Source organism: Formosa sp. Hel3_A1_48 (genome assembly GCF_001735715.1).
GTDB lineage: Bacteria > Bacteroidota > Bacteroidia > Flavobacteriales > Flavobacteriaceae > UBA3537.
The window spans coordinates 110,201-134,812 of the sequence record NZ_CP017259.1 but is presented as its reverse complement, the minus strand read 5'-3'; the positions used below and the strand labels follow the sequence as shown (position 1 = coordinate 134,812).

At 35.5% G+C, this 24,612-nt stretch carries 18 protein-coding genes; 4 read left to right on the top strand and 14 right to left on the bottom strand.

What is annotated here, in order from left to right; all coding sequences use genetic code 11:
• Positions 1 to 23: 23 nt before the first annotated feature.
• Genes yidC through mazG form a run of 4 tightly spaced genes read left to right on the top strand, consistent with a single transcriptional unit; the run spans position 24 to position 4,886 of the window.
• Positions 24 to 1,895, top strand: a complete 1,872-nt coding sequence (gene yidC / locus FORMA_RS00655; protein WP_069673848.1) for a membrane protein insertase YidC — start codon at positions 24 to 26, stop codon at positions 1,893 to 1,895.
• Positions 1,896 to 1,935: 40 nt separating this feature from the next.
• A complete protein-coding gene (gene mnmA, locus FORMA_RS00650) occupies positions 1,936 to 3,126 on the top strand; it encodes a tRNA 2-thiouridine(34) synthase MnmA (RefSeq protein ID WP_069673847.1) in 1,191 nt (396 codons plus the stop codon).
• A 47-nt stretch (positions 3,127 to 3,173) separates the two neighbouring features.
• The gene (locus FORMA_RS00645; protein ID WP_069673846.1) at positions 3,174 to 4,112 is read left to right on the top strand and encodes an NAD(P)H-dependent flavin oxidoreductase; all 939 of its coding nucleotides are present in this window, start codon (positions 3,174 to 3,176) and stop codon (positions 4,110 to 4,112) included.
• Positions 4,113 to 4,886, top strand: coding sequence for a nucleoside triphosphate pyrophosphohydrolase (gene mazG / locus FORMA_RS00640; protein ID WP_069673845.1), 774 nt, complete (start codon positions 4,113 to 4,115; stop codon positions 4,884 to 4,886). It begins immediately after the preceding gene.
• A gap of 3 nt (positions 4,887 to 4,889) precedes the next feature.
• Here the strand turns inward: mazG and FORMA_RS00635 are convergent, their stop codons facing one another.
• From FORMA_RS00635 to FORMA_RS00570, 14 genes are all read right to left on the bottom strand, one after another.
• Positions 4,890 to 6,839, bottom strand: a complete 1,950-nt coding sequence (locus FORMA_RS00635; RefSeq protein ID WP_069673844.1) for a DUF349 domain-containing protein — start codon at positions 6,837 to 6,839, stop codon at positions 4,890 to 4,892.
• An 86-nt stretch (positions 6,840 to 6,925) separates the two neighbouring features.
• Positions 6,926 to 7,654 carry a shikimate dehydrogenase gene (gene aroE, locus FORMA_RS00630; protein ID WP_069673843.1) on the bottom strand — a complete coding sequence of 243 codons (729 nt, stop codon included), beginning with the start codon at positions 7,652 to 7,654 and terminating at the stop codon, positions 6,926 to 6,928.
• A complete protein-coding gene (locus FORMA_RS00625) occupies positions 7,651 to 8,667 on the bottom strand; it encodes a DUF368 domain-containing protein (protein WP_442856318.1) in 1,017 nt (338 codons plus the stop codon). Before FORMA_RS00625 ends, aroE begins: the two co-directional genes overlap by 4 nt.
• Positions 8,660 to 9,589, bottom strand: a complete 930-nt coding sequence (locus FORMA_RS00620) for a DUF368 domain-containing protein (RefSeq protein ID WP_069673842.1) — start codon at positions 9,587 to 9,589, stop codon at positions 8,660 to 8,662. Before FORMA_RS00620 ends, FORMA_RS00625 begins: the two co-directional genes overlap by 8 nt.
• Positions 9,590 to 9,623: 34 nt before the next feature.
• Positions 9,624 to 11,027, bottom strand: a complete 1,404-nt coding sequence (locus tag FORMA_RS00615) for a tetratricopeptide repeat protein (protein WP_069673841.1) — start codon at positions 11,025 to 11,027, stop codon at positions 9,624 to 9,626.
• An 80-nt stretch (positions 11,028 to 11,107) separates the two neighbouring features.
• Complete coding sequence (locus FORMA_RS00610) at positions 11,108 to 12,241, bottom strand: aspartate aminotransferase family protein (RefSeq protein WP_069675386.1); 1,134 nt, start codon at positions 12,239 to 12,241, stop codon at positions 11,108 to 11,110.
• A 53-nt stretch (positions 12,242 to 12,294) separates the two neighbouring features.
• Complete coding sequence (locus FORMA_RS00605) at positions 12,295 to 14,055, bottom strand: OstA-like protein (RefSeq protein WP_157506001.1); 1,761 nt, start codon at positions 14,053 to 14,055, stop codon at positions 12,295 to 12,297.
• Positions 14,056 to 14,194: 139 nt separating this feature from the next.
• Positions 14,195 to 15,466, bottom strand: a complete 1,272-nt coding sequence (locus FORMA_RS00600; RefSeq protein WP_069673840.1) for an adenylosuccinate synthase — start codon at positions 15,464 to 15,466, stop codon at positions 14,195 to 14,197.
• An 8-nt stretch (positions 15,467 to 15,474) separates the two neighbouring features.
• On the bottom strand, positions 15,475 to 15,930 hold the full coding sequence (locus tag FORMA_RS00595) for a Fur family transcriptional regulator (RefSeq protein ID WP_069673839.1): 456 nt from the start codon (positions 15,928 to 15,930) through the stop codon (positions 15,475 to 15,477).
• A gap of 27 nt (positions 15,931 to 15,957) precedes the next feature.
• The gene (locus FORMA_RS00590) at positions 15,958 to 18,174 is read right to left on the bottom strand and encodes a RelA/SpoT family protein (RefSeq protein WP_069673838.1); all 2,217 of its coding nucleotides are present in this window, start codon (positions 18,172 to 18,174) and stop codon (positions 15,958 to 15,960) included.
• Between the two features lie 88 nt (positions 18,175 to 18,262).
• Positions 18,263 to 19,060, bottom strand: a complete 798-nt coding sequence (locus FORMA_RS00585) for a TrmH family RNA methyltransferase (RefSeq protein ID WP_069673837.1) — start codon at positions 19,058 to 19,060, stop codon at positions 18,263 to 18,265.
• A 70-nt stretch (positions 19,061 to 19,130) separates the two neighbouring features.
• On the bottom strand, positions 19,131 to 20,432 hold the full coding sequence (locus FORMA_RS00580) for an amidohydrolase family protein (RefSeq protein ID WP_069673836.1): 1,302 nt from the start codon (positions 20,430 to 20,432) through the stop codon (positions 19,131 to 19,133).
• A 10-nt stretch (positions 20,433 to 20,442) separates the two neighbouring features.
• Entirely contained in the window at positions 20,443 to 23,415 is a 2,973-nt protein-coding gene (locus FORMA_RS00575; protein WP_069673835.1) for an amidohydrolase family protein, read from the bottom strand.
• Positions 23,416 to 23,484: 69 nt separating this feature from the next.
• A complete protein-coding gene (locus FORMA_RS00570; RefSeq protein ID WP_069673834.1) occupies positions 23,485 to 24,555 on the bottom strand; it encodes a DUF3810 domain-containing protein in 1,071 nt (356 codons plus the stop codon).
• Positions 24,556 to 24,612 lie beyond the last annotated feature (57 nt).

Sequence of the window (24,612 nt, the reverse complement as noted above, 5' to 3'; positions counted from 1 at the left end):
CAATACCAATTAAATCACCAATCATGGAAGAAAAAAAATTAGATACAAATTCACTTATTGGATTTTTACTCATTGGAGCTATTTTATTGTACATGTTATGGCAAAATCAGCCCACGCCTGAGCAATTAGCCGCAAAAGAAGCCCAACAAGAACAAATAGACAAAAACGCAGAGGCTGACCTTGGAACTGAAGCTATTGATTCTAATCAAAATATTGCTCTAGCTCAGCAAAAGAGTCAAATAGGAGATTTTGCCTATTCGTTAGAATTACCATCAGCTAAAGACGATTTTACTACATTTGAAAACGATTTATTGGCTTTAAAAATTAATAATAAGGGTGGTGCGATTTCTGAAGTAAAGCTTAAAACTTTTGTCAACTACGATTCCATACCAGTCTTTCTTGTAAAAGAAGGTACAGCCCGATTTAATTTGAATTTCTCCACAGCAGATAATAGAACATTAAACACCTCTGATTTGTACTTTGAGCCATCTTACAGTACAAACGGGAATAACACAGTTTTATCCATGAAACTAAAAGTTTCGGAGGACCAATACTTAGAATATATTTACACGCTTAAACCCAACGATCATATGCTTGGGTTTTCCGTGCGTTCTCAAGGCCTTTCCGGTACTTTTAACTCAAACCAAGCTGCAAATTTTGAGTGGGATCTTAAAGCACTTCGGCAAGATCAGAGCATTACATTTGAAAACAGGTACACCCGCTTATCCTATGAGTATGACGGTGACAAAACAAGCAAACTTTCTCAAGCTGGTGAGGACGAAGAAGATTTAGAAAATGTTTCTTGGATTTCGTACAGACAGCATTTCTTTAGTTCTATCTTGGTCCCTGACTCACCTCTAAAAAAAGCGCGTATAAGTTCTTTTGATCTCGTTGATGATGAAACGATTGATACGGTATATACCAAGCGCTACAATACAAAATTTCCTATCAATTACGCAGCTGGAGAATTGGCGTATGACATGAATTTCTATTTTGGACCAACCTACAATAAGGTCCTTGAGAAGTACAATAAAAACCTTGAAGGAAGTATTCCTTTTGGATGGGGTATTTTTGGGTGGATTAACAAAGCTGTATTTAGTCCTTTATATGCTTGGTTAAGCAGCTTTTTGTCTTATGGTATTGCTATTATTGTGATGACTATAATGGTCAAAATTTTGTTATCATTTGTTCAGTACAAACAATTCTTATCTCAGGCAAAAATGAAGATTTTAAAACCTGAGTTAGATGCCATTCGTCAAAAGCATAAGAAAGACAAGATGAAGGCCCAACAAGAAACATTGGCCTTGCAAAACAAGGCAGGTGCTAGTCCAATAAGTGGCTGCCTTCCCGGATTGCTTCAAATACCTGTGTTTTACTCTTTGTTTATGTTTTTCCCCATAGCTTTTGAGTTGCGTCAAAAACCATTTCTTTGGGTTGAAGATTTGAGTTCTTACGACACTATAGCAGAGTTGCCTTTTAATATTCCATTTTATGGAGATCATATTAGTTTGTTTCCTATTCTTGCATCCATCGCAATTTTCTTTTACATGCGGATGACAACAGGTCAGAATATGGCCAACCAGCCAGTCCAAGAAGGAATGCCAGACATGGCAAAAATGATGAAATACATGATCTATTTCTCACCACTTCTGATGTTGTTTTTCTTTAATAATTATGCTTCTGGTTTGAGTCTTTATTACTTCGTTTCAAACCTAATCAGTATAGGTATAATGCTCGTGATCAAAAATTATATTATTGATGAAGAAAAGGTATTAGCCAAAATTAATGTTAGTAAAGCCAAGCCAAAGAAACAAAACCGTTTTCAGAAGAAAATGGCTGAGATTATGGAACAAGCTGAAAAACAAAAGGCAGCTCAAGAGCGTAGAAAAAAATAGAGTACAAATTTTCTCGATTTATATTTATTAAATTTGTTTCATGAAAACAGTTGTAGTAGGACTTTCTGGTGGAGTAGATTCTAGTGTTGCAGCGCATTTGTTGAAAAAACAAGGATATAATGTCATTGGCTTGTTCATGAAAAATTGGCATGACGATTCTGTTACTATATCCGATGAGTGTCCTTGGCTTGACGACAGTAATGATGCTATGTTGGTGGCTGAAAAGCTAGAAATACCTTTTCAAACCGTAGATCTAAGTGAAGAATACAAGGAGCGTATAGTGGATTATATGTTTCGGGAATATGAACTAGGCCGCACACCAAACCCCGATGTTTTATGCAATAGGGAAATTAAATTTGATGTTTTTCTTAAAATTGCGCTTTCTCTTGGTGCCGATTTTGTTGCCACTGGTCATTATTGTAGAAAATCTGTTACAGATTCAGGATCTAAATCAATAGAATATCGATTGTTGTCCGGATTAGATTCTGCGAAAGACCAATCTTATTTTCTTTGTCAACTATCTCAGGAACAATTAGCAAAAACTCTTTTTCCAATAGGTGAATTGACAAAGCCAGAAGTTAGAAAAATAGCGCAGGATTTGAGTTTAGTAACAGCCGATAAAAAAGATTCTCAAGGATTGTGTTTTATTGGTAAAGTTCGCTTACCTGATTTTTTGCAACAAAAATTGAAGCCTAAAACAGGATCGATAGTAGGAATTTCAGAAGAATTTGAAGCTTATCTCACGCCACCACCAATTTTTGATTCTAAGGAAGATGCTTTGGCTTATGCTTCTTCAAAACCGGCATACTCAATAACGGATGGAACTGTTTTAGGGACTCATCAAGGGGCACATTTTTTCACCAAAGGCCAGCGCAAGGGTTTGGCAATCGGCGGCACTAAAGAACCTCTTTTTATAATTGATACTGATGTTGATGAAAATATAGTTTACGTTGGTGAGGGTAAAAACCATCCTGGATTACTACGCTCATCTTTATTCGTACCTAATCATGATCTTCATTGGGTTCGCCCAGGTTTAGCAATAAGCTCTGGAGAAGAGCTTAATGTTTTGGCACGAATTCGCTATCGCCAACCTCTTGAGCCAGCGACTCTTTATCAAACCAAGCAAGGGCTTTACATTACATTTTCTAACCCGCAAACAGCAATAACAGAAGGACAGTTTGTTGCGTGGTATTTAAATGATGAATTAGTTGGTTCGGGTGTAATTTCTTAAATTGTGGTATCATTTTTAGTGAATAATTTTTTCGTTAAAACTATATCATGACCAAACTTTTCAATACAAGGTACCCAATCATTCAGGCCGGAATGGTTTGGAATAGTGGCTGGAAATTGGCCTCTGCGGCATCAAACTCAGGAATTTTAGGACTTATTGGTGCTGGTTCGATGTACCCAGAAGTACTTCGTAAACATATTCAAAAATGTACTGCTGCTACATCAAAACCATTTGGGGTTAATGTCCCATTACTCTATCCAAATATTAAAGAAATTATGCAGATTATTGTAGATGAAGGCGTTAAGATTGTGTTCACTTCAGCAGGTAATCCATCGGTTTGGACATCTTGGTTAAAGAAACATGGTATTACTGTTGTGCATGTAGTCAGTAGTGTGAAATTTGCACAAAAAGCAGAAACTGCAGGAGTTGATGCTGTTGTAGCCGAAGGCTTTGAAGCAGGCGGACATAATGGAAGAGAAGAAACGACTACTTTTGCTCTTATCCCAATGGTTTGTAAGTCCGTATCCATTCCTGTCATCGCTGCTGGGGGTATTGCCACAGGCAGGGCAATGTTAGCAGCAATGACCTTAGGTGCACATGGTGTTCAAATAGGAAGTCGATTTGTAGCAAGTACCGAGTCTTCTGCCCATGAAGCATTTAAAAATCTTGTAGTTTCAGCCCAAGAGGGATCTACAAAACTTACACTAAAAGAATTAACCCCTGTTCGCTTGTTGAAAAATAAATTTTTTAATGAGTTGATGGAATTATACAAAAACAATCCAACCAGCGATGAACTCAAAGCGCATCTCGGACGGGGACGTGCTAAAAAGGGTATGTTCGAAGGAGATTTAGACGAAGGGGAATTAGAAATTGGTCAGATAGCAGCGGTTATAGATGATATCTTGCCTGTGTCCGAAATCGTAAAAAATTTAGTAAAAGAATTTAACTCTGTAGCTGCTGAAATTAGCAATTTAACATTAGAATAAATGACCTCACGTAAACAACAATTAGAAGCATTTGACCGCTTATTAACTATTATGGACGAATTGCGTTCCAAGTGTCCTTGGGATAAAAAACAGACCTTAGAGTCTCTGCGTCCACTTACCATTGAAGAAACTTATGAATTGGCTGATGCCATTTTAGATCAAAACTTAGAAGAGGTTAAAGGGGAGTTGGGTGATTTATTGTTGCACATTGTATTTTATGCCAAAATTGGAAGCGAATCTAATGACTTTGATATCACAAGTGTATTGAACGGTATTTGTGAAAAATTAATTCAGCGTCATCCCCATATTTATGGAGACATTAATGTAGAAAGCGAACAAGAGGTGAAACAAAATTGGGAAAACATCAAACTTAAAGAAGGTAAGTCGAGCGTGTTAGAAGGCGTTCCTAAAAGTTTACCTGCTTTAGTTAAAGCAACACGTATACAAGAAAAAGTAGCAGGTGTAGGTTTTGATTGGGAAAAACCAGAACAAGTATTTGCAAAAGTAGAGGAGGAGTTAAATGAATTGCGTGATGAGATTAGAACCAATGATCAACAAGCTATTGAAGCCGAGTTTGGTGATGTTTTATTTTCATTGATTAATTACGCCCGTTTTCTTGGCGTAAATCCGGAGAACGCCTTGGAACGCACAAATAAGAAATTTATTAAGCGGTTTCAGTATCTGGAACAACAGGCCAAGTTAAAAAAACGAACATTATCAGACATGTCTCTTAGTGAGATGGATGTCATTTGGGAAGAAGCAAAACGGGTATAGGGTTTACTTAATCGTTCTTTTGATGTTGGACAGCTTTTTGGTCCATTGCTCTAATTGAGTTTTGTGTCTCTCAATTTTCTTTTGTACATCGAGAACTACGGGGTTATCGTCAGCAACATTAGAGAAAAATTGGAGGTTGTTTTCTAATTGGTTCATTTCAGCTTTTATTTCATCTATTTTTTTCCGCACAAATGAAATTTCATTATTAAGTGCTTTTGGGTCTTTACTTAACTCTTGAATTTTGTTGGTGTATTTTAATGCTTTTAATTCATCTTCGCTCACACCAATATCTTCAAGTTGTTTACTTATGGCCTTAAAAAATTCCCTGTCAATAGAGTGTTTATTTTTAGGAACACGTCCTATTGCTGTCCATTGCTTTGACCATTGCTTGACCACTTTTAAATCTGCTTCTTTGTCGTTTGTTGATTTGAAAGATTTAACCTCCTCAAATAGTTGTTCCTTTTGAATTAATGCATCATTTTCTTCAGCAGTTCCTGTATTCTTTTGTTCATGATAACGGTCAAAAAAGTGGTTACATGCTGCTCTAAATTCACTCCATAATTTGTTGCTATCTTTTCTTGAAATATGACCAATTTTCTTCCATTGATTTTGAATGTTTTTCATCAAAACAACAGTAGTTTCTAAGTCCTCATTGTCTTTGTTTTGAACGGCAATTTCTACTAACTCTTTTTTCTTTTTAAGATTCTCACTATGGGCCTTTTTCAGCTGTTTATAAAAGTTGTTTTTAGATTTATTAAAATTACGCACAGCGGTTTTGAAATCCGTCCATGATTGATTTCTTTTTTTTCTTGGTACCCCTCCAATTTTGAAAAACTCTTCTCGAAGTGCTTCAACTTCTTTCACTCGTTTTTGCCATTCAGTATGGCTGTCGTATTCAATTTCAGAAATACTTTTTATTTTATCAATAATCAGTTCTTTAGCCTCAAAATTGATCATTAACTCTTTTTCAATTTGGACATTATAAGCCTGCCGTTTATCGTTAATAACCTTTGTAGCCGCACCAAATTGCTCCCATAATACTTCACGATATTCTTTAGCTACTGGGCCTAGTTCTTCTTTCCAAATTTTGTGTAAAGCCTGTAGTTCTCTAAAAGCACGGCCTAAATTTTCTTCAGATGCGAGTGCTTCAGCACTTTTAATTAGTTTTTGTTTTTTCTCTAAATTGTGTTGGTAATCACGGTCACGTAGATCCCTGTTTAGGTGTAAGAAATCATAAAATTTCTCTACGTGATGACGGTAGTTGTTCCAGACATTATTAGCATCTTTGGGCGGCACCTTACCTAGTTTACGCCATTGTTCTTGTAAATCTTTAAATTTATTGTAGGTAGTAGTACTGCTTTGACTAACATCAATTAAGCCTTTTATATTTTCTATAATTTTAAGTCTCGATTCTAAATTTTGCTTAAAATTTTGTGTTTTTTGCTTTTGGTATTTTTCGTTCTTATCTCGAAATTGTTTTGATAGTGCATTAAATTGTTTTTTTATTGGGCTGTCAAAACTAAAATCAATACTGTTGCCTCCTTCTGCCAAAAATGCTTCTTTTTTGTCATTTAATATTGCTGAAAACTTTTCATTGAATACTCTTCTTATGGCGTTAATTTTATTTCGGGTGGAGTAGAGGTCATCGTTTTTCAGCAATTCTTCAAAGTCTGAAACCAGAGCTTCTAAAGAATAGTCATTGTAGTTAACGTCTTTTTTTTGCTCTTCAATATTGTTATTTTCTTGTGCTGTTTCTGAAGCAGCTTCTTTAGGCTTAGGCGAACTTTCGGTTTTATCTGGAGTTAATTCTTTTTCAGAAGTTGGTGTACTTTCTTTTTCAGTCTTTTCTTTAGAGCTTGGGCTTTGCTCATCAGTTGACTCAAAGTTTGTAGACTCTTCTTTTTTTTCGTCTAATATTCCGTCTGCTTCCTGCAGGATGTCGTGCGTTGTCATAATCTAAGGTTTTGGGTTCGGTCTTGCTTAAGACCATAAATATACACTTATCCCTTAAATTTACAAACTCAAAATATTTCTCTAAATTATAAATGCCAAATTTCCCATGATTTTTCGGCTTGTAAGTGTAGCATTTCTAGACCGTTAATTGTTTTTGCACCTGCTTTTTTTCCATATTTCAAAAATTTAGTTTCCATTGGATTATAAATTAAGTCATAAACTAAATGATTTTCACTGAGTTCTCCGTATGGAATATTTGGACAATCTTCGGTATTTGGATATGTACCAAGCGGCGTAGAATTTATTATGATGGTATGCTCTTTAATAACTTGAGTATGTAAATCTTCATATTTGTAGATTTCTTTGTTATGGTTTTTACGCGAAACAAATCTAACCTCTATCCCAAGACATTCCAAAGCATAGGCAATTGCTTTTGATGCTCCTCCTGTTCCTAAAATTAGTGCTCTTTTGTGCGTTTTGCGAAGGTGAGGTTGTATGCTTTTTGAAAACCCGTGATGATCGGTGTTGTAACCTATTAATTTGTCATTTTCGATTTTGACTGTGTTTACTGCACCGATGGCTTTTGCCTCTTCATCTAATTCGTCCAAAAAGGGGATGATAACTTCTTTGTAGGGGATTGTAACATTAAGTCCTGAAATCGTATTGGTCTCAAAAATACTAAGGAACTCATCTATAGATTGTAGGTCGAAATTTTTATAAACACAGTTTAATTTTTCTTGCTCAAATTTTTTAGAAAAATATGTTCTAGAAAAAGAATAATCAATATTTTTTCCAATTAAACCAAATAGCTTCATAGTTCTTTATTTTGATTATTTCCATAGTATTCTAGGCTTAAAACAATGCCAATACCTAGTAAAATAAAGCATATAGCATAAAAGGTATTTATGTTGATTTCGGGGATAAAGCGATCGAAATTTTCAATAATTTGCTTCCCCCTAGAATCTAATTGAACTAACCCTTCATGATTTGTTTTATAAATTGTTTCCTTCCAAGGCCAGACTACACCAAGCGAGCCACTAATAAACCCCATAATGAGCGCCAGTGTGTTATTTTTGTAGCGCTTTAAGACATAAGATAAGAAATGCGACAAACTAACAAGTCCAACAATAGAGCCTATTGTGAATACGAGTAATATTTTAAGCATGCTTATGTAATAAGAATCAGAAAACACATGAAAATTCCCACTAAATAAAGCGATAATTACTTCATACAAGGCATTTACCGCATCGACCAGTAGTAAAACATAATTCCCAAGAAGAATAAGGATAAAAGATCCAGAAAACCCAGGAAGAGTCATTCCCGTAATACTAATCATACCACAGAAAAACACAAAGAGTAAATTATCATTCTCAGTAGCCGGGTCTAAAAAACTAATACCCAGCCCTAAGCAAATACCTGTAAATGTGATAAAAATAGTAGCTTTATTCCAAGATTTAAAGTCTTTATATATGTATATAACAGATCCAATAATCATCCCAAAGAATACACTCCACACATATAATTCGTACTGTACGATAAGGAAATCTAGTGCTTTCGAAACACTAAAATAACTGATGATCATCCCTAGAAAAAGTAGACTCAAAAATCGCCCATTTACATAATTGAAAAATGCAGTAAATCGTCCTGTAAAAAGTAACATCAATCCTTTGCGGTTAAACTTTTGAAGCGAATAAATAAATTCCTCATAAAATCCTGCAACAAAAGCTACAATACCACCTGAAACACCAGGCACCTTGTTTGCAGTTCCCATCGCCAGTCCCTTTGCTATGAGAATTAGTTTATCTTTTATGGAATTGTATTTAGCCAATTTTTTTGTTTTTCGCGCCAATTTTTTCTAAAAAGAAGATCATAAGAAAACCAAAAAGCATTAGCCCAATAGCTGATAATAGTTGTGGGTCACCATCAAAAGAAAATGGTGCGATACATTGTTCTTTGAGTGGAACACTAATTCCGTCTGAGTTTTCTCTAAAACTAAGTGTTTTTTTCCATGGCCATATTTTTGAAAGCGCGCCAATCATGAACCCTGTCAGTACGGCTAAAGTCATATTTTTGAATCTTTTGAATAACCATTTAAGTAACCTGGAAAATGATAAAATACCAATTAAAGCACCAGTCATGAATATTGTTATTTTCGCTATGTCTTTGTCATTTAGTGCTTGTAGAACATTGGCGTAACTCCCTAAAATAACCAAGATAAAAGCGCCAGAAATTCCAGGAAGAATCATAGCACAAATAGCGATAGCTCCAGATAAAAACAAGTACCAGTTGCTGTCGGAATTTCCCAAAGCATTCAATTGTGTGAGTTGGTAAGCAAAAACCCCGCCTAAGATCAAGCCTAAGAATACAGCAGAATTCCATTGATTGATTTTCTTAAGTACAAATATTATACTTGCAAGCACAAGACCGAAAAAAAAGGCCCAGAGTAATACTGGCTCTTCATGAAGAAGCCAAGCAACTAATTTGGAAAGTGAGAGAATGCTTAAAAGTATACCTCCAAACAGCGCAAGCAAAAAATTACCATTAATCCTTTTCCATGTAGCAGATACTCCCTGCAACTTTAAAGTTTTTAAACTATTTAAATTAATGGAGTTAAGTGTAGCTATTAATTCCTCATAAACCCCCGAAATAAATGCAATTGTACCACCAGATACGCCTGGAACAACATCCGCAGCACCCATAGCCATTCCTTTGAACACAAGAATGAAATAATCAACGAAATTACGTTTCATGTCAATAGATTAGTAAACGATAAAGATAAATAAATTAGTTGGACGCTTTATTGTAGCTTTTAATGAAATGCGAAACTGCTTTTTGCGTGTAAATTTCAGGAAATAATTCTTCTAAAATAAAAACATGTTCAGCATTGAAGTGAAGTGCTGTGAGTAAGTGTGTATATCCAGTTTCTGGCTCATTCAGCTTAAAGCAAATACCAGCAATTCTAAATTCCAATTCTTCACTCTTAGGATGCTGCTCTAAAGCTTGAACAAAATTATATTTCGCAGCTTCTAATTCTCCTAACTTAAGTAGTATATCTCCTCTAGAAATCCAGGTTTCAAGACTACATTCTCCAAGCTCGAGAGTTCGTTTGTACCCACGCTCGGCTTCTTCAAGATAGTTCAAGCGTTCATTAATTTTAGAGTAAAACAACCAATAATTAGCATTTTCACTGTCAATATCAATGGCTTTGTTTATGTAGAATAAAGATTTTAAATAATCTTTTTTTGTAAAATAAAACAATGAAATACTCATCCAACCTTTATCAAAAGCAGGATCTTCCTCAATTGATTTATTATAAAACTTAAGAGCTAAATCATTTTTTTTGATTTGTTCATAACAAAAACCGATTTTAAGCAGTGTAAAGGCTGTAGTTCCTTCAATGCCCATCGCAATAGTGTATTGCTCTATGGCTTCTTCATGGCGGTCTAAGCGTTCTAAGACTTTTGCTTTTTCTAAATACGCTCCAACAAATGTATCATCAGAAATAATTGCAAAATCAAAAGCAGTAAGTGCTTTTTTTAGTTCCTGTTCCTCCAAATATTGTTTTCCCAACTGATGCCAAGCTACCTCACAGTATGGGTTTTGATCCAAATACCAATTCAAATATTTTATAGCTTCTTTTGTTTGGTTCAAAAATTCGTAACAATAGATAATGTTGTACAAAGAGGAGTAATCTTCTATGTCTAAATTAACACATTTCATAAAATGTGTCTTAGCTTGTTCATGTTGATTTAAGAAGAGGTGTTCCATTCCTATTAAAGAATGAATTTCAGAACAATCATCAGCAATTTTAAGGGCTTCCTTGAAAGTTTCAATAGCCTCGTGGTGTTGGTCTTTTTTGGAGTAAATATTAGCGCGTTGTATAAAAAGCTCCTCGTTGTTTGGTTCTAGTTCGAAAAGTGAGTTTAATAACTTTTCGGCAGCATTAAAGTCATTTTCAAAAATTAAAATTTCGACACGAAATAACCTTAAATTTATTGATGAGGGATGCTGGTCTAACCCTAAATTGATGGCTTTCTTTGCTAAGGCAACTTTTCCAATTTCTAGGTAATGATGGATGATGTTTTCAAATTCACTTGAATCAAAGAAAAAAACATTGTTTGTTTTTAACATTGACTCAAATTTTTTCAATGAGAATTTTTGACTGTCGTTAGAAGGGCTTAACTCCATAGAGTAATTTTTGTTATAATAAATTTAGGGCTATATCAGGCTGGCTTTAACTGTCTTGCTTAATGTTTTCAACAAATTAATTAACAGTCTTCTAAAACAGAATCTAATATTTTTAATATTGTAGTACATCCCAATGCCAATTCTTCAGTACTTATCGTCAATGGAGGAGTTATTCGTATAGCCTTGGGTTCATATAGAAGCCAAAATAAAATAAGTCCTTCTTCCATTGCTTTTACAACAACTGTATTTGTAATTTCAGCATTTGGTGTAATCAGTGTTAACATCAATCCTTTGCCACGGATTTCTTTAATGAGCGGGTGTTTCAAAGACTTACGGATAATTTTCTCTTTTTCCAAAACTTCTTGCATTAGCGAACTTTGAGTAATTTCTTTGAGCGTAGCCAAAGCTGCTGCTGCAATAACAGGATGTCCACCAAAAGTAGTAATATGACCTAATTTTGGCGCATCGGATAAGCTATCCATTAGTTTTGCCGAAGCCGAAAATGCACCAATAGGCATCCCTCCGCCAAGTCCTTTTCCTACCACTACAACATCAGGAGTACAATTGTAGTTTTCAAAACCAAAAACTTTCCCTGTTCGTCCAAAGCCGGGTTGGATTTCATCTAAAATCAATAATGCCCCCATGGCTTTACATCTTTTTTCAACTTTATGTAAATAATCATTTTGGGGTTCTATAAACCCTGCACCACCTTGAATAGTTTCTAAAATGACAGCTGCAGTTTTTGTAGTTATTTTTTTTAGTTCGGATTCTTCGTTAAAATGAATAAAACGAATATCTGGGAGCAGGGGTCTAAAAGGCTGCTTACGTTCTTCATACCCCATCACACTTAGTGCTCCCATGGTGTTTCCGTGGTAGGCTCTATGTGCTGCAATAAGTTCAGATCTTCCTGTAAAACGCCTAGCTAATTTCAAGGCTCCATCAATGGCTTCTGTTCCTGAATTTGTGAGGTAAGTTTTATCAATATGTTTAGGCAGGTGTTGTGCCAATAGACGAGTGAGTTCTAAAGCTGGCTTTTGAATGTACTCACCATATACCATTACATGCATGTAGCGATCCAATTGATTCTTTATAGCCTCAACAACTTTTGGATGTCTATGGCCTAAACTACAGGCTGACACCCCAGCTACAAAGTCAAGATATCCTTTTTGATCTTTATCATATATATAACACCCTTCAGCATGAGAAATTTCCATCGCTATAGGGTGTGGCGTTGTTTGTGCTTGAAACCTTAAAAAATCGCTTTTACTCAATTTTCTTTAATAGTTTTAAGTTTTTTATTCTTTACAAGATTTAATTTCTTTGGGGGAAGGTTTCGAGCGGCTTTGTTGATTGGCTTCAAAACTGGCTGATCTTTTTTGACCGTATTTGATTTTTTATTCTTTTTTGATGTTGCAGCATCATCAATACGCTTTCGAAGTTCTTCATCGAAAAATTCTTTTTGAGGCTTATATTCCTCCAACCCTTTAATTTTAGGTAAATTTAATGGAGGATCATCAGCAAACAAATCCTCTATACTTTTTGGTCGCTCATCGTTCCGCCAAATAAACCCTTTTAATTTTCGTTCTTTTTCAGGAAAATCTTCTTCAGGATAGGTCATCCCACCAATTTGATTAAGCTTCCTTAATTCGTCAATCTCATTTTCCGAAATCCATATTTTTATGGCACCAGATTTTGATTTATCGATGCCAATCAACTCATCTTCACTATTACGTAGATAATATATTGTTTCTGCATTTTTAATTACATCAATGGTTTCCAACGCATTATCAACAAATAAACCATTTAGGCGTTTGCCCGAAATTTGATTATAACCTTCACCTAAACTATCTTTATTTATCACAAATGCATTGTTAAACACTTTAAGTGAATCAAGTGTTTCGTTCTTAGAATTTGAAATCAAGTGGATAGAATCACCTGTAATTTGACTTTCAAAGTGCCATAAAATAGGGTGTTTTTTCTTTGTGAATACATCTGAATCAAGATCGTAGAAATTAATGAGTTGCGTTAATCCTGATTTTTGATTCATGTGAATAGAATCTGCTTTTCCACTCAGATTAGACTTAAACATTTTAGCATTGTAGTATCCACGGATAATTCGATTATCAGCTGGGCCAGTTACCATCAATGTATCACTGTGCATGAATATAGAGTCATTTTCTTGTTCAGTAATAGCAAGTGCTCTTTTGGTAATAAAAACTGAGTCCTTTTCTCTAAAAATCTCTGCGTAGTGCCCTTTGATTATACTGTTGTTTAGTGTGTCCGTGACAGTGATGTTGTTTGTAGCTGAAGCAAAGCTTTTATTGCGGTCAAAATAGAGACTATCACCCTCAACAATGCGGTCATTGTAATTGATTTTCGATTTCTTAACAAAATACCCAGTGTCGTTATTAGTGTTGTAATATCCACGTTCACAGTAAATTACACTTGCTTCACTCGTTATAGTTGTAGGTCCGTATAAAAATGCAAATCCAGATTCAGTGTAAAAATCTAACTGTTCAGTATCTATAATATATTCTGGGTTTACAAGCTTTACATTGTCTACAAATTGATATTTTTTTGATGTCATGTAGTATCTACCTCTTGTACTCGTAATCGTTCCCGAAGTGTCGCGAACTACCTTACCTTTTTGATTGTAGTACGCCTGTTGCCTGATACGATCAAAATGCAAAACATCAGTATATAACTTTGAGTTGGGATCGATCAAAATGACATCGCCACTAGCGTAAGCTAATTGTGTTTTACCACTATATTCAACATACTTAGAAGTCATATTGATGCTATCGCCTTGTTTGACGCGCACATTACCATAAGCTTCGATAAAATCCTCATTACCATAATAAATTGCCTCATTGCACCAAAGTTCGATTCCTTTGTGCTTGACATGTACTTGGCTTGAATTATTACGCGTTAAAATTGTCGCCCCTGGTTTATCTTCAACTATGTCCATATATGGAGCATATTCAATTTCTATTTGCTTTCTTTCTTGCGCACTTGTGAAGAATGGCATTGAAATAAAATAAACAAATATGATGTGCTTTATGTTCACGGCTTTGGATTCGAATTTCAACAAAAATAGGGAATCTCTAAAATTTTATGCTTAAATCAATATAAAATAAAAGAGCACTCTGGAGCTAGGGACGGTATTTTTACCTAAAAATCGTTTGCTTTCGGTCAGGGCCTACAGAAACAATTTTTATAGGGATTTGTAGTTCGTCCTCAAGAAATTCAATATAGTTAATGAGTGATTCAGGAAGTGTTTTGGCACTGTCCATGCTGGTCAAATCTTCTTCCCATCCTTTAAAATCAGTATATACTGGACTAACACTTTCTGACTCTATGTTATAGGGCAGATGTTTTATTTCTTTGCCTTTGTAGTTGTATGCAGTGCAAACTTTTAAAGTTTTAAATCCTGAGAGCACGTCAGCTTTCATCATCATAAGTTGTGTTACACCATTGACCTGACAAGCATAACGAAGTGCAACTAGATCTAACCATCCACATCGTCTAGCTCTTCCTGTAGTGGCCCCAAATTCATGACCTACACGACTCATGGTTTCACCATTTTCATCAAAAAGTTCAGTAGGGAAGGGGCCAGATCCTACACGTGTGGTGTAGGCCTTAAAAATTCCAAAAACATCCTTTATGGAGTTCGGTGCAACTCCTAAACCGGTACAAGCGCCAGCAGCAGTTGTATTAGACGAAGTGACAAATGGGTATGTACCAAAGTCAATATCCAACAAGGAGCCTTGAGCACCTTCAGCTAACACAGATTTTTGATCGCGTTGGGCTTGATGTAAATACTCCTCTGAATCAATGAATTCTAAAGATTTTAAAGTCTCAACAGCTTTAAAAAACTCAATCTCTAATTCATCCAAATCGTATTCAAGCTCAATATTGTAAAAATCAATCATCGCTTGGTGTTTATTAGCGAGTTGCCTGTATTTTGCTTTCCAGTTTTCTAATTCTAGATCTCCAACGCGAATACCATTCCTTCCAGTTTTATCCATGTATGTTGGTCCAATTCCTTTGAGGGTAGACCCAATTTTGGCTTTGCCTTTTGACGCTTCAGATGCAGCATCTAACAATCGGTGAGTAGGAAGAATAAGATGTGCTTTACGAGAAATCAATAGTGTTTTTCTGTAATCTACATTTTGATCTGTTAGTTTATCTAATTCTTTTTTGAAAATTACAGGATCAATAACAACTCCATTTCCTACAAGGTTTTTAACATCTTCGTGAAAAATTCCTGATGGGATAGTGTGTAAAACGTGTTTCATCCCATTGAAAACAAGAGTGTGGCCTGCATTTGGCCCTCCTTGAAATCGTGCTATTATATAGTAATTTTTGGTTAGTACATCAACAATTTTCCCTTTTCCTTCATCGCCCCACTGGAGTCCTAATAGCAAATCTACAGCCATGTGTTATGTTAGTTTTTAGTGTTTTTTTTTGTTCCGTAGAAGTAAAGAGAATGGTTTTGTATGTCAATGTCAAATACTTCTTCAATGGTTTTTTTTATGGTTTGAATTCTTGGATCACAAAACTCGATAACTTCTCCAGTATCTGTTAAAATCACGTGATCATGTTGTTTGTCAAAATAAGATTTTTCATACTGCGCCTGGTTGAGACCAAACTGATGTTTACGTACAAGCCCACATTCCAACAATAATTCAATGGTGTTGTATAAAGTTGCACGCGAAACACGATACTTTTTATTTTTCATTTTGATGTACAGAGATTCAATATCGAAATGTTCATCATTATCATAGATTTCTTGCAGTATGGCAAAACGCTCAGGCGTTTTACGCTGACTATTTTCTTCGAGATAAGTTGTAAAAACATTTTTTACAATTTCCTGATCGCTATTTTTTGATTTTATATTCATAATCGAAACTCCAAATTTAACTAATTTTTAGACTCTGGAAACCTTTTCAATGCCATTTATTTTTTTTAGTCGATTCATGAGTTTAGTTACAAAGCTTGTGTTGTTGACTTCTACGGCTATCTCCCCATAAAATGTACCACTATCCGAATCAAATTTGATGCTTTTAATGTTCACATTCATGTTAGAAGAAATTAATTTTGTAATATCACTAACGAGTCCTTTTTCGTCAATACCAGTAAGCTTGATTACAGCTCTAAATACTTGTTGTGAAGAATCAATCCATTTGGCTAATATAATTCTGTATGCATAGTTGGATTGTAGACTCACAGCATTTGGACAGTTTTTTTTGTGCACTTTTATTCCTTCTTTGATACTTAAAAATCCAAACACTTTATCACCAGGAATTGGATTGCAACACGAAGCTACTTTATAGTTAAGTTTTTCTTCCTCTTTACCAAAAACAAGCATGTCATACTTTGAGGTAATCTCATCGTTATCAATAGTTTCTGAAGGTGTAGCTTTTTTTCTTTGGATTTTACTTTTAATAAAACTAACCAAAACGTTACTTCTAGATGCGGCAAACTTTTTCAACATAGGGTTGTCAATACTTCCTATACCGATCCTGTAAAACAAATCAAGGCTAGTTTGCAACTTAAAATGGTTAACCAATTCATTTACAGAGCGCTCATCCAAATTGATTTTGAGTTGCTTGAGTTTTCGTCTCAAAATCTCTTTTCCTTCTTGGGCAATAAGCTTCTTTTCTGCCTTGAGCGATGATTTTATTTTACTGCGTGCTCGCGCTGTCGTTGCATAGTCCAACCAGTTCGAATTTGGTGTGGCATTTTCGGAAGTGATAATGCTGACTTGATCGCCGCTATTTAGAGTATGACTTAGAGGAACGAGCTTACCATTGACTTTTGCACCTCTTGTTTTTAGGCCAACCTCGGTATGAATACTAAACGCAAAATCTAATGGTGTGGCTTCTTTGGGTAGGGATTTTAAATCACCCTCGGGCGTAAATACAAAAATCTCTTTAGCATATAGATTTAGTTTAAATTCTTCTACAAAATCTACCGCATTTGCACCTGGATTGTCCATTACCTCTTGCAGTTTACCGATCCAACTTTCTAGGTTTTCATCATTGTTAATTTCACCTTCTTTGTACTTGTAGTGTGCTGCATACCCTTTTTCTGCAATTTCGTTCATTCGTTCGCTCCTAATTTGAACTTCTACCCAGCGCCCCTTAGGACCCATTACTGTGATATGAAGCGCTTCATAGCCCGTTGATTTTGGTGATGAAATCCAGTCTCTTAAACGCGTTGGATTTGGCCTGAAAAAATCGGTAACAATGGAGTAAATTTTCCAAGCTAAAAACTTTTCGTTTTTTAGTCCGGATTTATATATTATTCGGACAGCAAACTTGTCATATACTTCTTCAAATGAAACCCCTTGCTTTTGCATTTTGCGCCGAATGGAAAAAATAGACTTTGGACGACCTTTTATTTCGTATCTAATTTTTTCTTTAGTCAGGGCTCCTTCTAAAATCGTACTAATTTCACTTATATAATTGTCTTGATCTTCTTTACTTTCTTTTAGTTTTAGTAAAATAGACTCATAAACTTCTGGTTCAGTGTATTTTAAAGCCAAATCTTCAAGCTCTGATTTAATATTGTACAGTCCTATTTTATGGGCTAATGGCGCATAAATATATAGGGTTTCAGAGGCAATTTTGATTTGTTTATCTTCCCGCAGCGATTGAATTGTTTGCATGTTGTGCATACGGTCCGCTATTTTGATAATAATAACACGAACATCATCATTTAGCGTTAGCAGCATTTTTCTAAAATTCTCTGCTTGAAGCGAAATATCCTTATCTTTTTTTAAGCTAGAAATTTTGGTAAGCCCATTGACAATTCGTGCTACAGTTTCCCCAAACAACTGCTCAATATCACTGATAGAATAGTCTTCACAATCTTCTACAACATCGTGGAGAAGGGCAGCAGCAATAGAAGTTGCATCTAATCCAATCTCAGATGCTACAATTTTAGCTACAGAAATAGGGTGAAAAATATAGGCTTCTCCTGATTTTCTACGCTGGTCTTTGTGCGCATCAACTGCAACATCAAAAGCCTTTCTTATCATTTTTTTATCAGCAGCAGATAAATTGCGGTAGCTGATCTTTAGAAGTTCTTTGTACTCCTTAGCTATAGCGGCATTTTCTTTTTTAATATCTTCTGCAGTCATACCCTAAATCTAAAACAAACATTTGTAACAAACAACCGTGATTTATACTTTTTAATAAAAAATGTATAAACAATTTGTACTGCTAGAATTAGTTAAATCCACGTTGACGTTTTGCTTCAAACATAAGAATACCAGCCGCTACAGAAACATTCATAGAATCAACTTTACCTAGCATAGGTATGTGTATACATTGATTTGCAGCAACACGCCATTGTTCAGTAAGTCCATCAGATTCAGTGCCTACTACCAAAGCAGTTGGCTTTTTGTAATTTAGCGCTGTGTAGGGTTTAGAATCTTGTAAAATAGCACTGTAAATTTCAATTTTTTGTGCGCTTAAATAATCAATAAGTTCAGCGGATGATCCTACCACAACTTGGGTGCAAAATAGGCCACCGACACTAGATCTTATCACATTTGGGTTATACACATCGGTTTTGGGGTCCGCTATAAAAACAGCATCAACATTTGCAGCATCTGCAGTTCTTAGCAATGCTCCGATATTTCCAGGTTTTTCAGGCGATTCAGCTACTAAGATCAATGGGGTTTTGGAGTCGATTTTTAATTCATCCAAAGTTAAATTTTTGGATTGTGCAACAGCAAAAACTCCCTCTGTGCTACCTCGATAAGCTACTTTTTCATAAATCTTTGTATTAATTTTTACCCATTCAATTTGATGATTTTCTAATTGCTTAAGTTTTTGTAGATCAAATAAAAGAGGGTCAAAATAAATAGTTTTTATTGTGTACCCACTATTAACCGCTAAAAGAACCTCACGCTTGCCTTCAATAATAAAGAGTCCTTGTGCGCGCCGCTGTTTTGATTTTTCCTTCAGTTGAAAGAGGTTTTTTATTCTAGGGTTTTTTAAGCTATTAATCTCTCTTACCATGGTACAAAAATAGGTTTATTTTGCATGCATAAATAAAGCCCAAACTTTTATTTGGGCCTCAGATAGGTTTTTATTGATCTTTATATTTCTCTGTATATCTTTTCCATAGCTTTGTTTGATGACTCTCAAGACTTATATTTCGCCCGTCTATGAAAGCATGCTCTAATTGGTTTGTACGCATGTCCAAAGCGTCTCCTTGACTAATAAAAAGGGTAGCGCTTTTTCCGGTTTCTAAACTACCGTATTGCGCATCTATTCCAAGGATTTTTGCAGCATTCAAAGTAATAAGTTGCAAGGCTTGTTCTTTATCAAGCCCATACGCAACTGTAGTTCCAGCGTAAAAGGGTAAGTTTCTGGAATTCATTCGCTCCATATCACCACTGGCTTCAAGCGCAACAGTCACCCCCGCATCAACTAGCTTCTTGGCAAGTTTGAAAGGTAGATCATAGTCTTCATCGGATTTGCTAGGCCTTGAATGCACGCGTCTTAACAATACAGAAACATCATTTTCTTTGATCAACTCCGTTTGTTTGTAGGCTTCATAAGCACCAACCAAAACGACGTTTTCGATTTTGTATTGTTTTGTAAAGTTTATTGCATCAATGATACCTTTTTCATCGTCTACATGGATAAATAGTGTTTGATGTCCCGAAAACACGCCTTTCATGGCTTCAAATGGCAAATTGAGGCCAGGACTAGCTTTAATGTTGTGTACTTTAGCGTTATTAAAGTATGCGTTTAATTCCTGCAGCTCATCAGCATATTTTTTATTGATTTTTAGTCCAGGCTCTTCACCCATCCACCAACGTCCTCTAGAAAAGGTGTTAGGCCAATTCATATGAATGCCATCATCTATTTTTACAACGGCGTCCTCCCAATTCCAAGCGTCAAGTTGAACTACAGAGGAGGTGCCTGATATTCGACCACCTCGTGGAGTAATTTGCGCCATTAATACACCATTCGGGCGCATTGTTTCCACAACCCTTGATTCTGTATTATAGGCAATTATACTTCTTATGTGGGGGTTCCAAGTTCCAATTTCTTCATCATCATCTGAAGCGCGTACGGCATCAATTTCAATAAGTCCAAGGGTTGAGTTTGGAATGATAAAACCAGGGTAAACATGTTTTCCTTTGGCATCTATAATTTCTATTTCTGAGTTTAGTTTGCTAGCATCCATTTTACCAACATATTGAATAGTACCATTGTCGAATACAACAAGACTATTTTTTATTAAACTTCCATTTCCAAGATGTGCTGTAGCACCGCTAATTGCTATAGTTTTCATCTGTTTTTTTGCTGGCGTTTGTTGCGCATTAAGCGTGAAACAAACGGCAAGAATTACTATAATCAGTACCTTAAATGTTCTCATAATATTTTTATTAAATTTGATCGTGATCTAGAGTGTCACAATGCATATCCTGTTTTGTTTCTACTTTTACAGCTTGGGTTTTCATTCCCTTATTTTTTTCTTTAAGCATCATTTGAATCAATATATTTCGCTCTTTTTGAATACTTTTTCGAAGTTGTTGGTCACGTTCAATATCAAAATATACAGCACCTTCAATTATGGTTTGTTCAGCTTTTGCATATACAGAAAGGGGGTGTTCATTCCAAAGCACTAGATCTGCATCTTTACCTATTTTTATGCTTCCAACTTTATCATCAATATGAAGTAGTTTTGCTGGATTTAGTGTCACCATTTTCCATGCATCTTCCTCAGAAGCTCCTCCGTACTTGACCGCTTTTGCAGCTTCTTGATTAAGGCGCCGAGACATTTCAGCATCATCACTGTTTATTGCTGTAACAACACCCACAGCGTTTAGAATTGCTGCGTTGTATGGGATGGCATCGTTTACTTCATATTTGTAGGCCCACCAATCGCTAAATGTTGAGGCGCCAACTCCGTGCGTTTTCATTTTATCTGCTACTTTATAACCCTCTAAAATATGCGTAAAGGTGTTGATATTGAAATCGAATTTTTCTGCTACTTTCATCAGCATATTGATTTCACTTTGGATATAAGAATGACAACTAATAAAGCGTTCTTTATTAAGGATTTCTGCTAGGACTTCCATCTCAGTGTCGACTCTAAAAGCTTGACCGCTTTTCTTTTTTTGATCATAGGCTTTGGCACGCGAAAAGTAATCAATATACATTTGTTCTACACCCATTCTTGTTTGAGGAAAACGACTGTAGCTGCCCCAGTTGGATTGCTTTACATTTTCTCCTAATGCAAATTTGATAAACTTTGGTGCATTTTTGTAAAGCAAATTTTGCGCTGACTCACCCCATTTCAATTTGATGAGTGCAGAACGCCCTCCAATCGGATTTGCAGATCCGTGTAATATTTGAATTGTAGTAACCCCGCCAGATAAATTTCTGTAAATATTAACATCATCGGCATCAACTACATCTTCAATGCTAACTTCAGCAGACGAATTTTGCCCAGCTTCGTTTATACTTGCTGCTGCGATATGTGAGTGCTCGTCAACAATACCAGACGTGAGGTGTTTTCCTGTTGCATCTATTATTCTTGCCTTACGAGATTTTAGATTACGGCCAATTTCTACAATTTTTCCATCTTTTACCAAGACATCAGTGTTTTGTAGTATTCCTTCGCTTTCGTTAGTCCAAACTGTTGCATTTTGAAAAAGAATAGTTTCAGACTCAGGCAATTGTAAAGAGCCGTATGCACCATTTGGATAACTAACTGCTAAAACTGTTTTGGCTTCAGCTTCTTTTTTATCTTTCTCAGTTTTTATTGTGTTTTTAGAACTGCTTTTTGTTAAGGTCAATTTTTTGATTGTCCCATCAAAGAAATCAACAGTTCCATTCAAATCCGGAGCATTGGAATCAAGTTTAGCGCTAAAGCGCATAAATTGTTGATTGACAGTGTCCTTTGTTGTGAATAGTAGGTGAACCCAGTCTTGATTCTGCTTGATTGAACAACTGAGGTTTAAGCTGTCTGACTTTAATTTCGCCTTGTGATTTCCTCTTTTACCAGAAATATCAAGTTTATATTTTTGCTTGTCTAGGTTAAAAGTGTAAGATCCATTTAAATCTTTTTGGTTAAACTCTTTAAAAATTGTTCTCGATCCTCGAATCCAGTGCTCGAAGATTGAGGTGTCTGAATCAAAAAATGCTCCAGATGTAATGGTGAAATTAGCATAACTGCCATTTTTGAGGTTTCCAATTTTATTGTTGTTTAATAATTGTGCGGGAACTGTAGTAAGCGCTTCGAGTGCTTTGCTAGCACTCCATCCGTGTTCAATTGCATTTTTAACATGATTTTTGAATTCACTTATTGATTTCAATCCATATGTGGTTAGTGCAAAAGGAACATCATTATCATTTAAAATTTTAGGATTTGTCGGCCTTTGGTTCCACTCTTTCATGCTTTCTAACTCCAGTTTGTTGGCTAAAAAACTATTTTCGACATCATACGATTTTGGAAAATTGACCGGTATAATGAATGCTGCATTTGTGTTTTTTATGGTACTTATGCGTTCATATTCATCTCCACCACCCAATATAATGTATTGAACTCCAAATTGATCACCAACAGCGTCTGCTCGAAGCGCATTTGCTCTACTTCCAGCTGCCATAATTTGAACTAAATCCGAATTGTTGTTAAATGCTTCTATTGATCGATCTATCGTCGTTCTATTTTCTTTTTTGTACCAATCGGCATCTTGGTACAATTGGCGCAATAGTGCCATTGCTCCCATGATGGAGGTCGGATAGGATTGTTGGGATTTTACACTTTTCGAGAACGAAATATATTGCGCTGAGCGACCAGAAAGTATTCTCTTGGCATCTGAGCCATTTACATCCAGAGCTATCAGTGCTCCATTACCTCGGACAATTCCATCTTCTATGTGTGTATTAACCACTCCAAAACCCTGTTGCAGCATCGATTTGGCAGTTTTTTTATTAAACTTGAAAGCAGTGAGTGCATTTTGTTCTGGACGAATGTGATCATTCCAATAAAAACCTTCTCTAGAGGGGCCATATTGTGGACTATTGCCATTGCTTTCCCGTTTAGGTTTATCCACACCAAAAGTTGAATACAAATCAATAAATGAGGGATATATGCTACTGCCCTTTACGTCAATGACCTCTGTGTTTTCCGGAATTTCAATATGCGCTCCGCTTTTCACGACTATGCCGTCTTTTATTAAAAGTGTGCCATTTTCAATTATACTGTTGGGTGTAATAAAAATTTTAGCATTAGTGATAGCAGTGTAATTTGAAGCTTTTGTTTTTACACCATCATTTTTTGGGAAATAATCTTGAGCATGTGCAATAAATGAACAAATGAGCCCAAAAAGTAGCAATTTGATTTTTTTCATCTTCTTAAATTTAGCAATGCTAAATATATGAATAAACTATCTAAAAAAAATCATAAATCTTTGTTGTTCTTATTGATCAGTCTGCGCTTCAAAATGCCCCACAATTAGACCAACAACATAGCTGTAGCTCTTAATGCCTTTGTCTTGGGCGTTTGCTTTTAAAAAGTTATTGTAAATCGATTTAAATAAAGGTTCTAAAGGGTTTTTATATTGGGCCCAGTGCATACTTCGGTTTTCAAAATCAGTTAAAATTCCCGGATTTACCTCCTCTTTTATTTCTTCGAACACTTTTTTATTTCTATTGGACAATTCAACTAGGCAATAGCGCAGTGCAAAAGAATACGCAGCATACTTAATATGTAGATCGCTGTGTTGATAGGTCGCTAAAAAGGCTATAAAATTAGCTTCACTCTCAGCAGCATAACCCAATTGATGGGCTTGTTCATGGGCAAGTGTTAACGCTAAGGAATTAGTTGGCGCTTTATAATTTACTTGTGCTTCGTTGGTAAAGGGGTTCAAATAACCACTAAACCCCATATAAGTAAGAGGCATGCTAAGTAAAGATAATTTTTGACTTGGATTTTTGTACTTTAAATAAGGATATATTCTAGCGCTGTTTAGATAGCCCTTAACAGATTTTTTTTTCAGTACATCAAAATCATTTGGAATTATGACGATTGCACTGCTATCTTTTACTAATTTTAAATGAACTTTGTTTGTAAATGCTGTAATTTTTCTTGTTGTTTGAATTAGTTGTTCAGTAGTATAAATTGGATTGATATTTTGTTTTTTATGAAGGGGTAAACGGTAATAGTTTAACCCCCAAAACACATGAAACACAAAATATAAAATGGATGCAGTTGAAAGCAGATCGACAATAGTTTTTCTTGGACTTTTTAGTACTTTTTTCCTATGTGTAAAAAACCACCAAAGAACGTACCCAATAACTGTAATGTACAGTAAATCTCCTACCGAGAAGGGCACCCAGCCATACAATAGTCGCAAGGCATTTGAAATCTTAGGATAAACTATGTTGCTGTAATTTTCCTCTACCCAATAGGGGTAACTCGACAAAATTTTGACGAAGAATATTTGAGGCAAAATACTAAATGCAATAAATAGTCTTAAAGTTTTCGACATAGTTCAAAAATAGAAAATTATATTTAGGTTTAAGACGATATCCGTACCTTTGTAGCT

Coding starts and splice junctions, on each gene's coding strand:
- yidC (WP_069673848.1), top strand. CDS start 24: ATGGAAGAAAAAAAATTAGATACAAATTCACTTATTGGATTTTTACTC.
- mnmA (WP_069673847.1), top strand. CDS start 1,936: ATGAAAACAGTTGTAGTAGGACTTTCTGGTGGAGTAGATTCTAGTGTT.
- FORMA_RS00645 (WP_069673846.1), top strand. CDS start 3,174: ATGACCAAACTTTTCAATACAAGGTACCCAATCATTCAGGCCGGAATG.
- mazG (WP_069673845.1), top strand. CDS start 4,113: ATGACCTCACGTAAACAACAATTAGAAGCATTTGACCGCTTATTAACT.
- FORMA_RS00635 (WP_069673844.1), bottom strand. CDS start 6,839: ATGACAACGCACGACATCCTGCAGGAAGCAGACGGAATATTAGACGAA.
- aroE (WP_069673843.1), bottom strand. CDS start 7,654: ATGAAGCTATTTGGTTTAATTGGAAAAAATATTGATTATTCTTTTTCT.
- FORMA_RS00620 (WP_069673842.1), bottom strand. CDS start 9,589: ATGAAACGTAATTTCGTTGATTATTTCATTCTTGTGTTCAAAGGAATG.
- FORMA_RS00615 (WP_069673841.1), bottom strand. CDS start 11,027: ATGGAGTTAAGCCCTTCTAACGACAGTCAAAAATTCTCATTGAAAAAA.
- FORMA_RS00610 (WP_069675386.1), bottom strand. CDS start 12,241: ATGGAAATTTCTCATGCTGAAGGGTGTTATATATATGATAAAGATCAA.
- FORMA_RS00605 (WP_157506001.1), bottom strand. CDS start 14,055: ATGCCATTCTTCACAAGTGCGCAAGAAAGAAAGCAAATAGAAATTGAA.
- FORMA_RS00600 (WP_069673840.1), bottom strand. CDS start 15,466: ATGGCTGTAGATTTGCTATTAGGACTCCAGTGGGGCGATGAAGGAAAA.
- FORMA_RS00595 (WP_069673839.1), bottom strand. CDS start 15,930: ATGAATATAAAATCAAAAAATAGCGATCAGGAAATTGTAAAAAATGTT.
- FORMA_RS00590 (WP_069673838.1), bottom strand. CDS start 18,174: ATGACTGCAGAAGATATTAAAAAAGAAAATGCCGCTATAGCTAAGGAG.
- FORMA_RS00585 (WP_069673837.1), bottom strand. CDS start 19,060: ATGGTAAGAGAGATTAATAGCTTAAAAAACCCTAGAATAAAAAACCTC.
- FORMA_RS00580 (WP_069673836.1), bottom strand. CDS start 20,432: ATGAGAACATTTAAGGTACTGATTATAGTAATTCTTGCCGTTTGTTTC.
- FORMA_RS00575 (WP_069673835.1), bottom strand. CDS start 23,415: ATGAAAAAAATCAAATTGCTACTTTTTGGGCTCATTTGTTCATTTATT.
- FORMA_RS00570 (WP_069673834.1), bottom strand. CDS start 24,555: ATGTCGAAAACTTTAAGACTATTTATTGCATTTAGTATTTTGCCTCAA.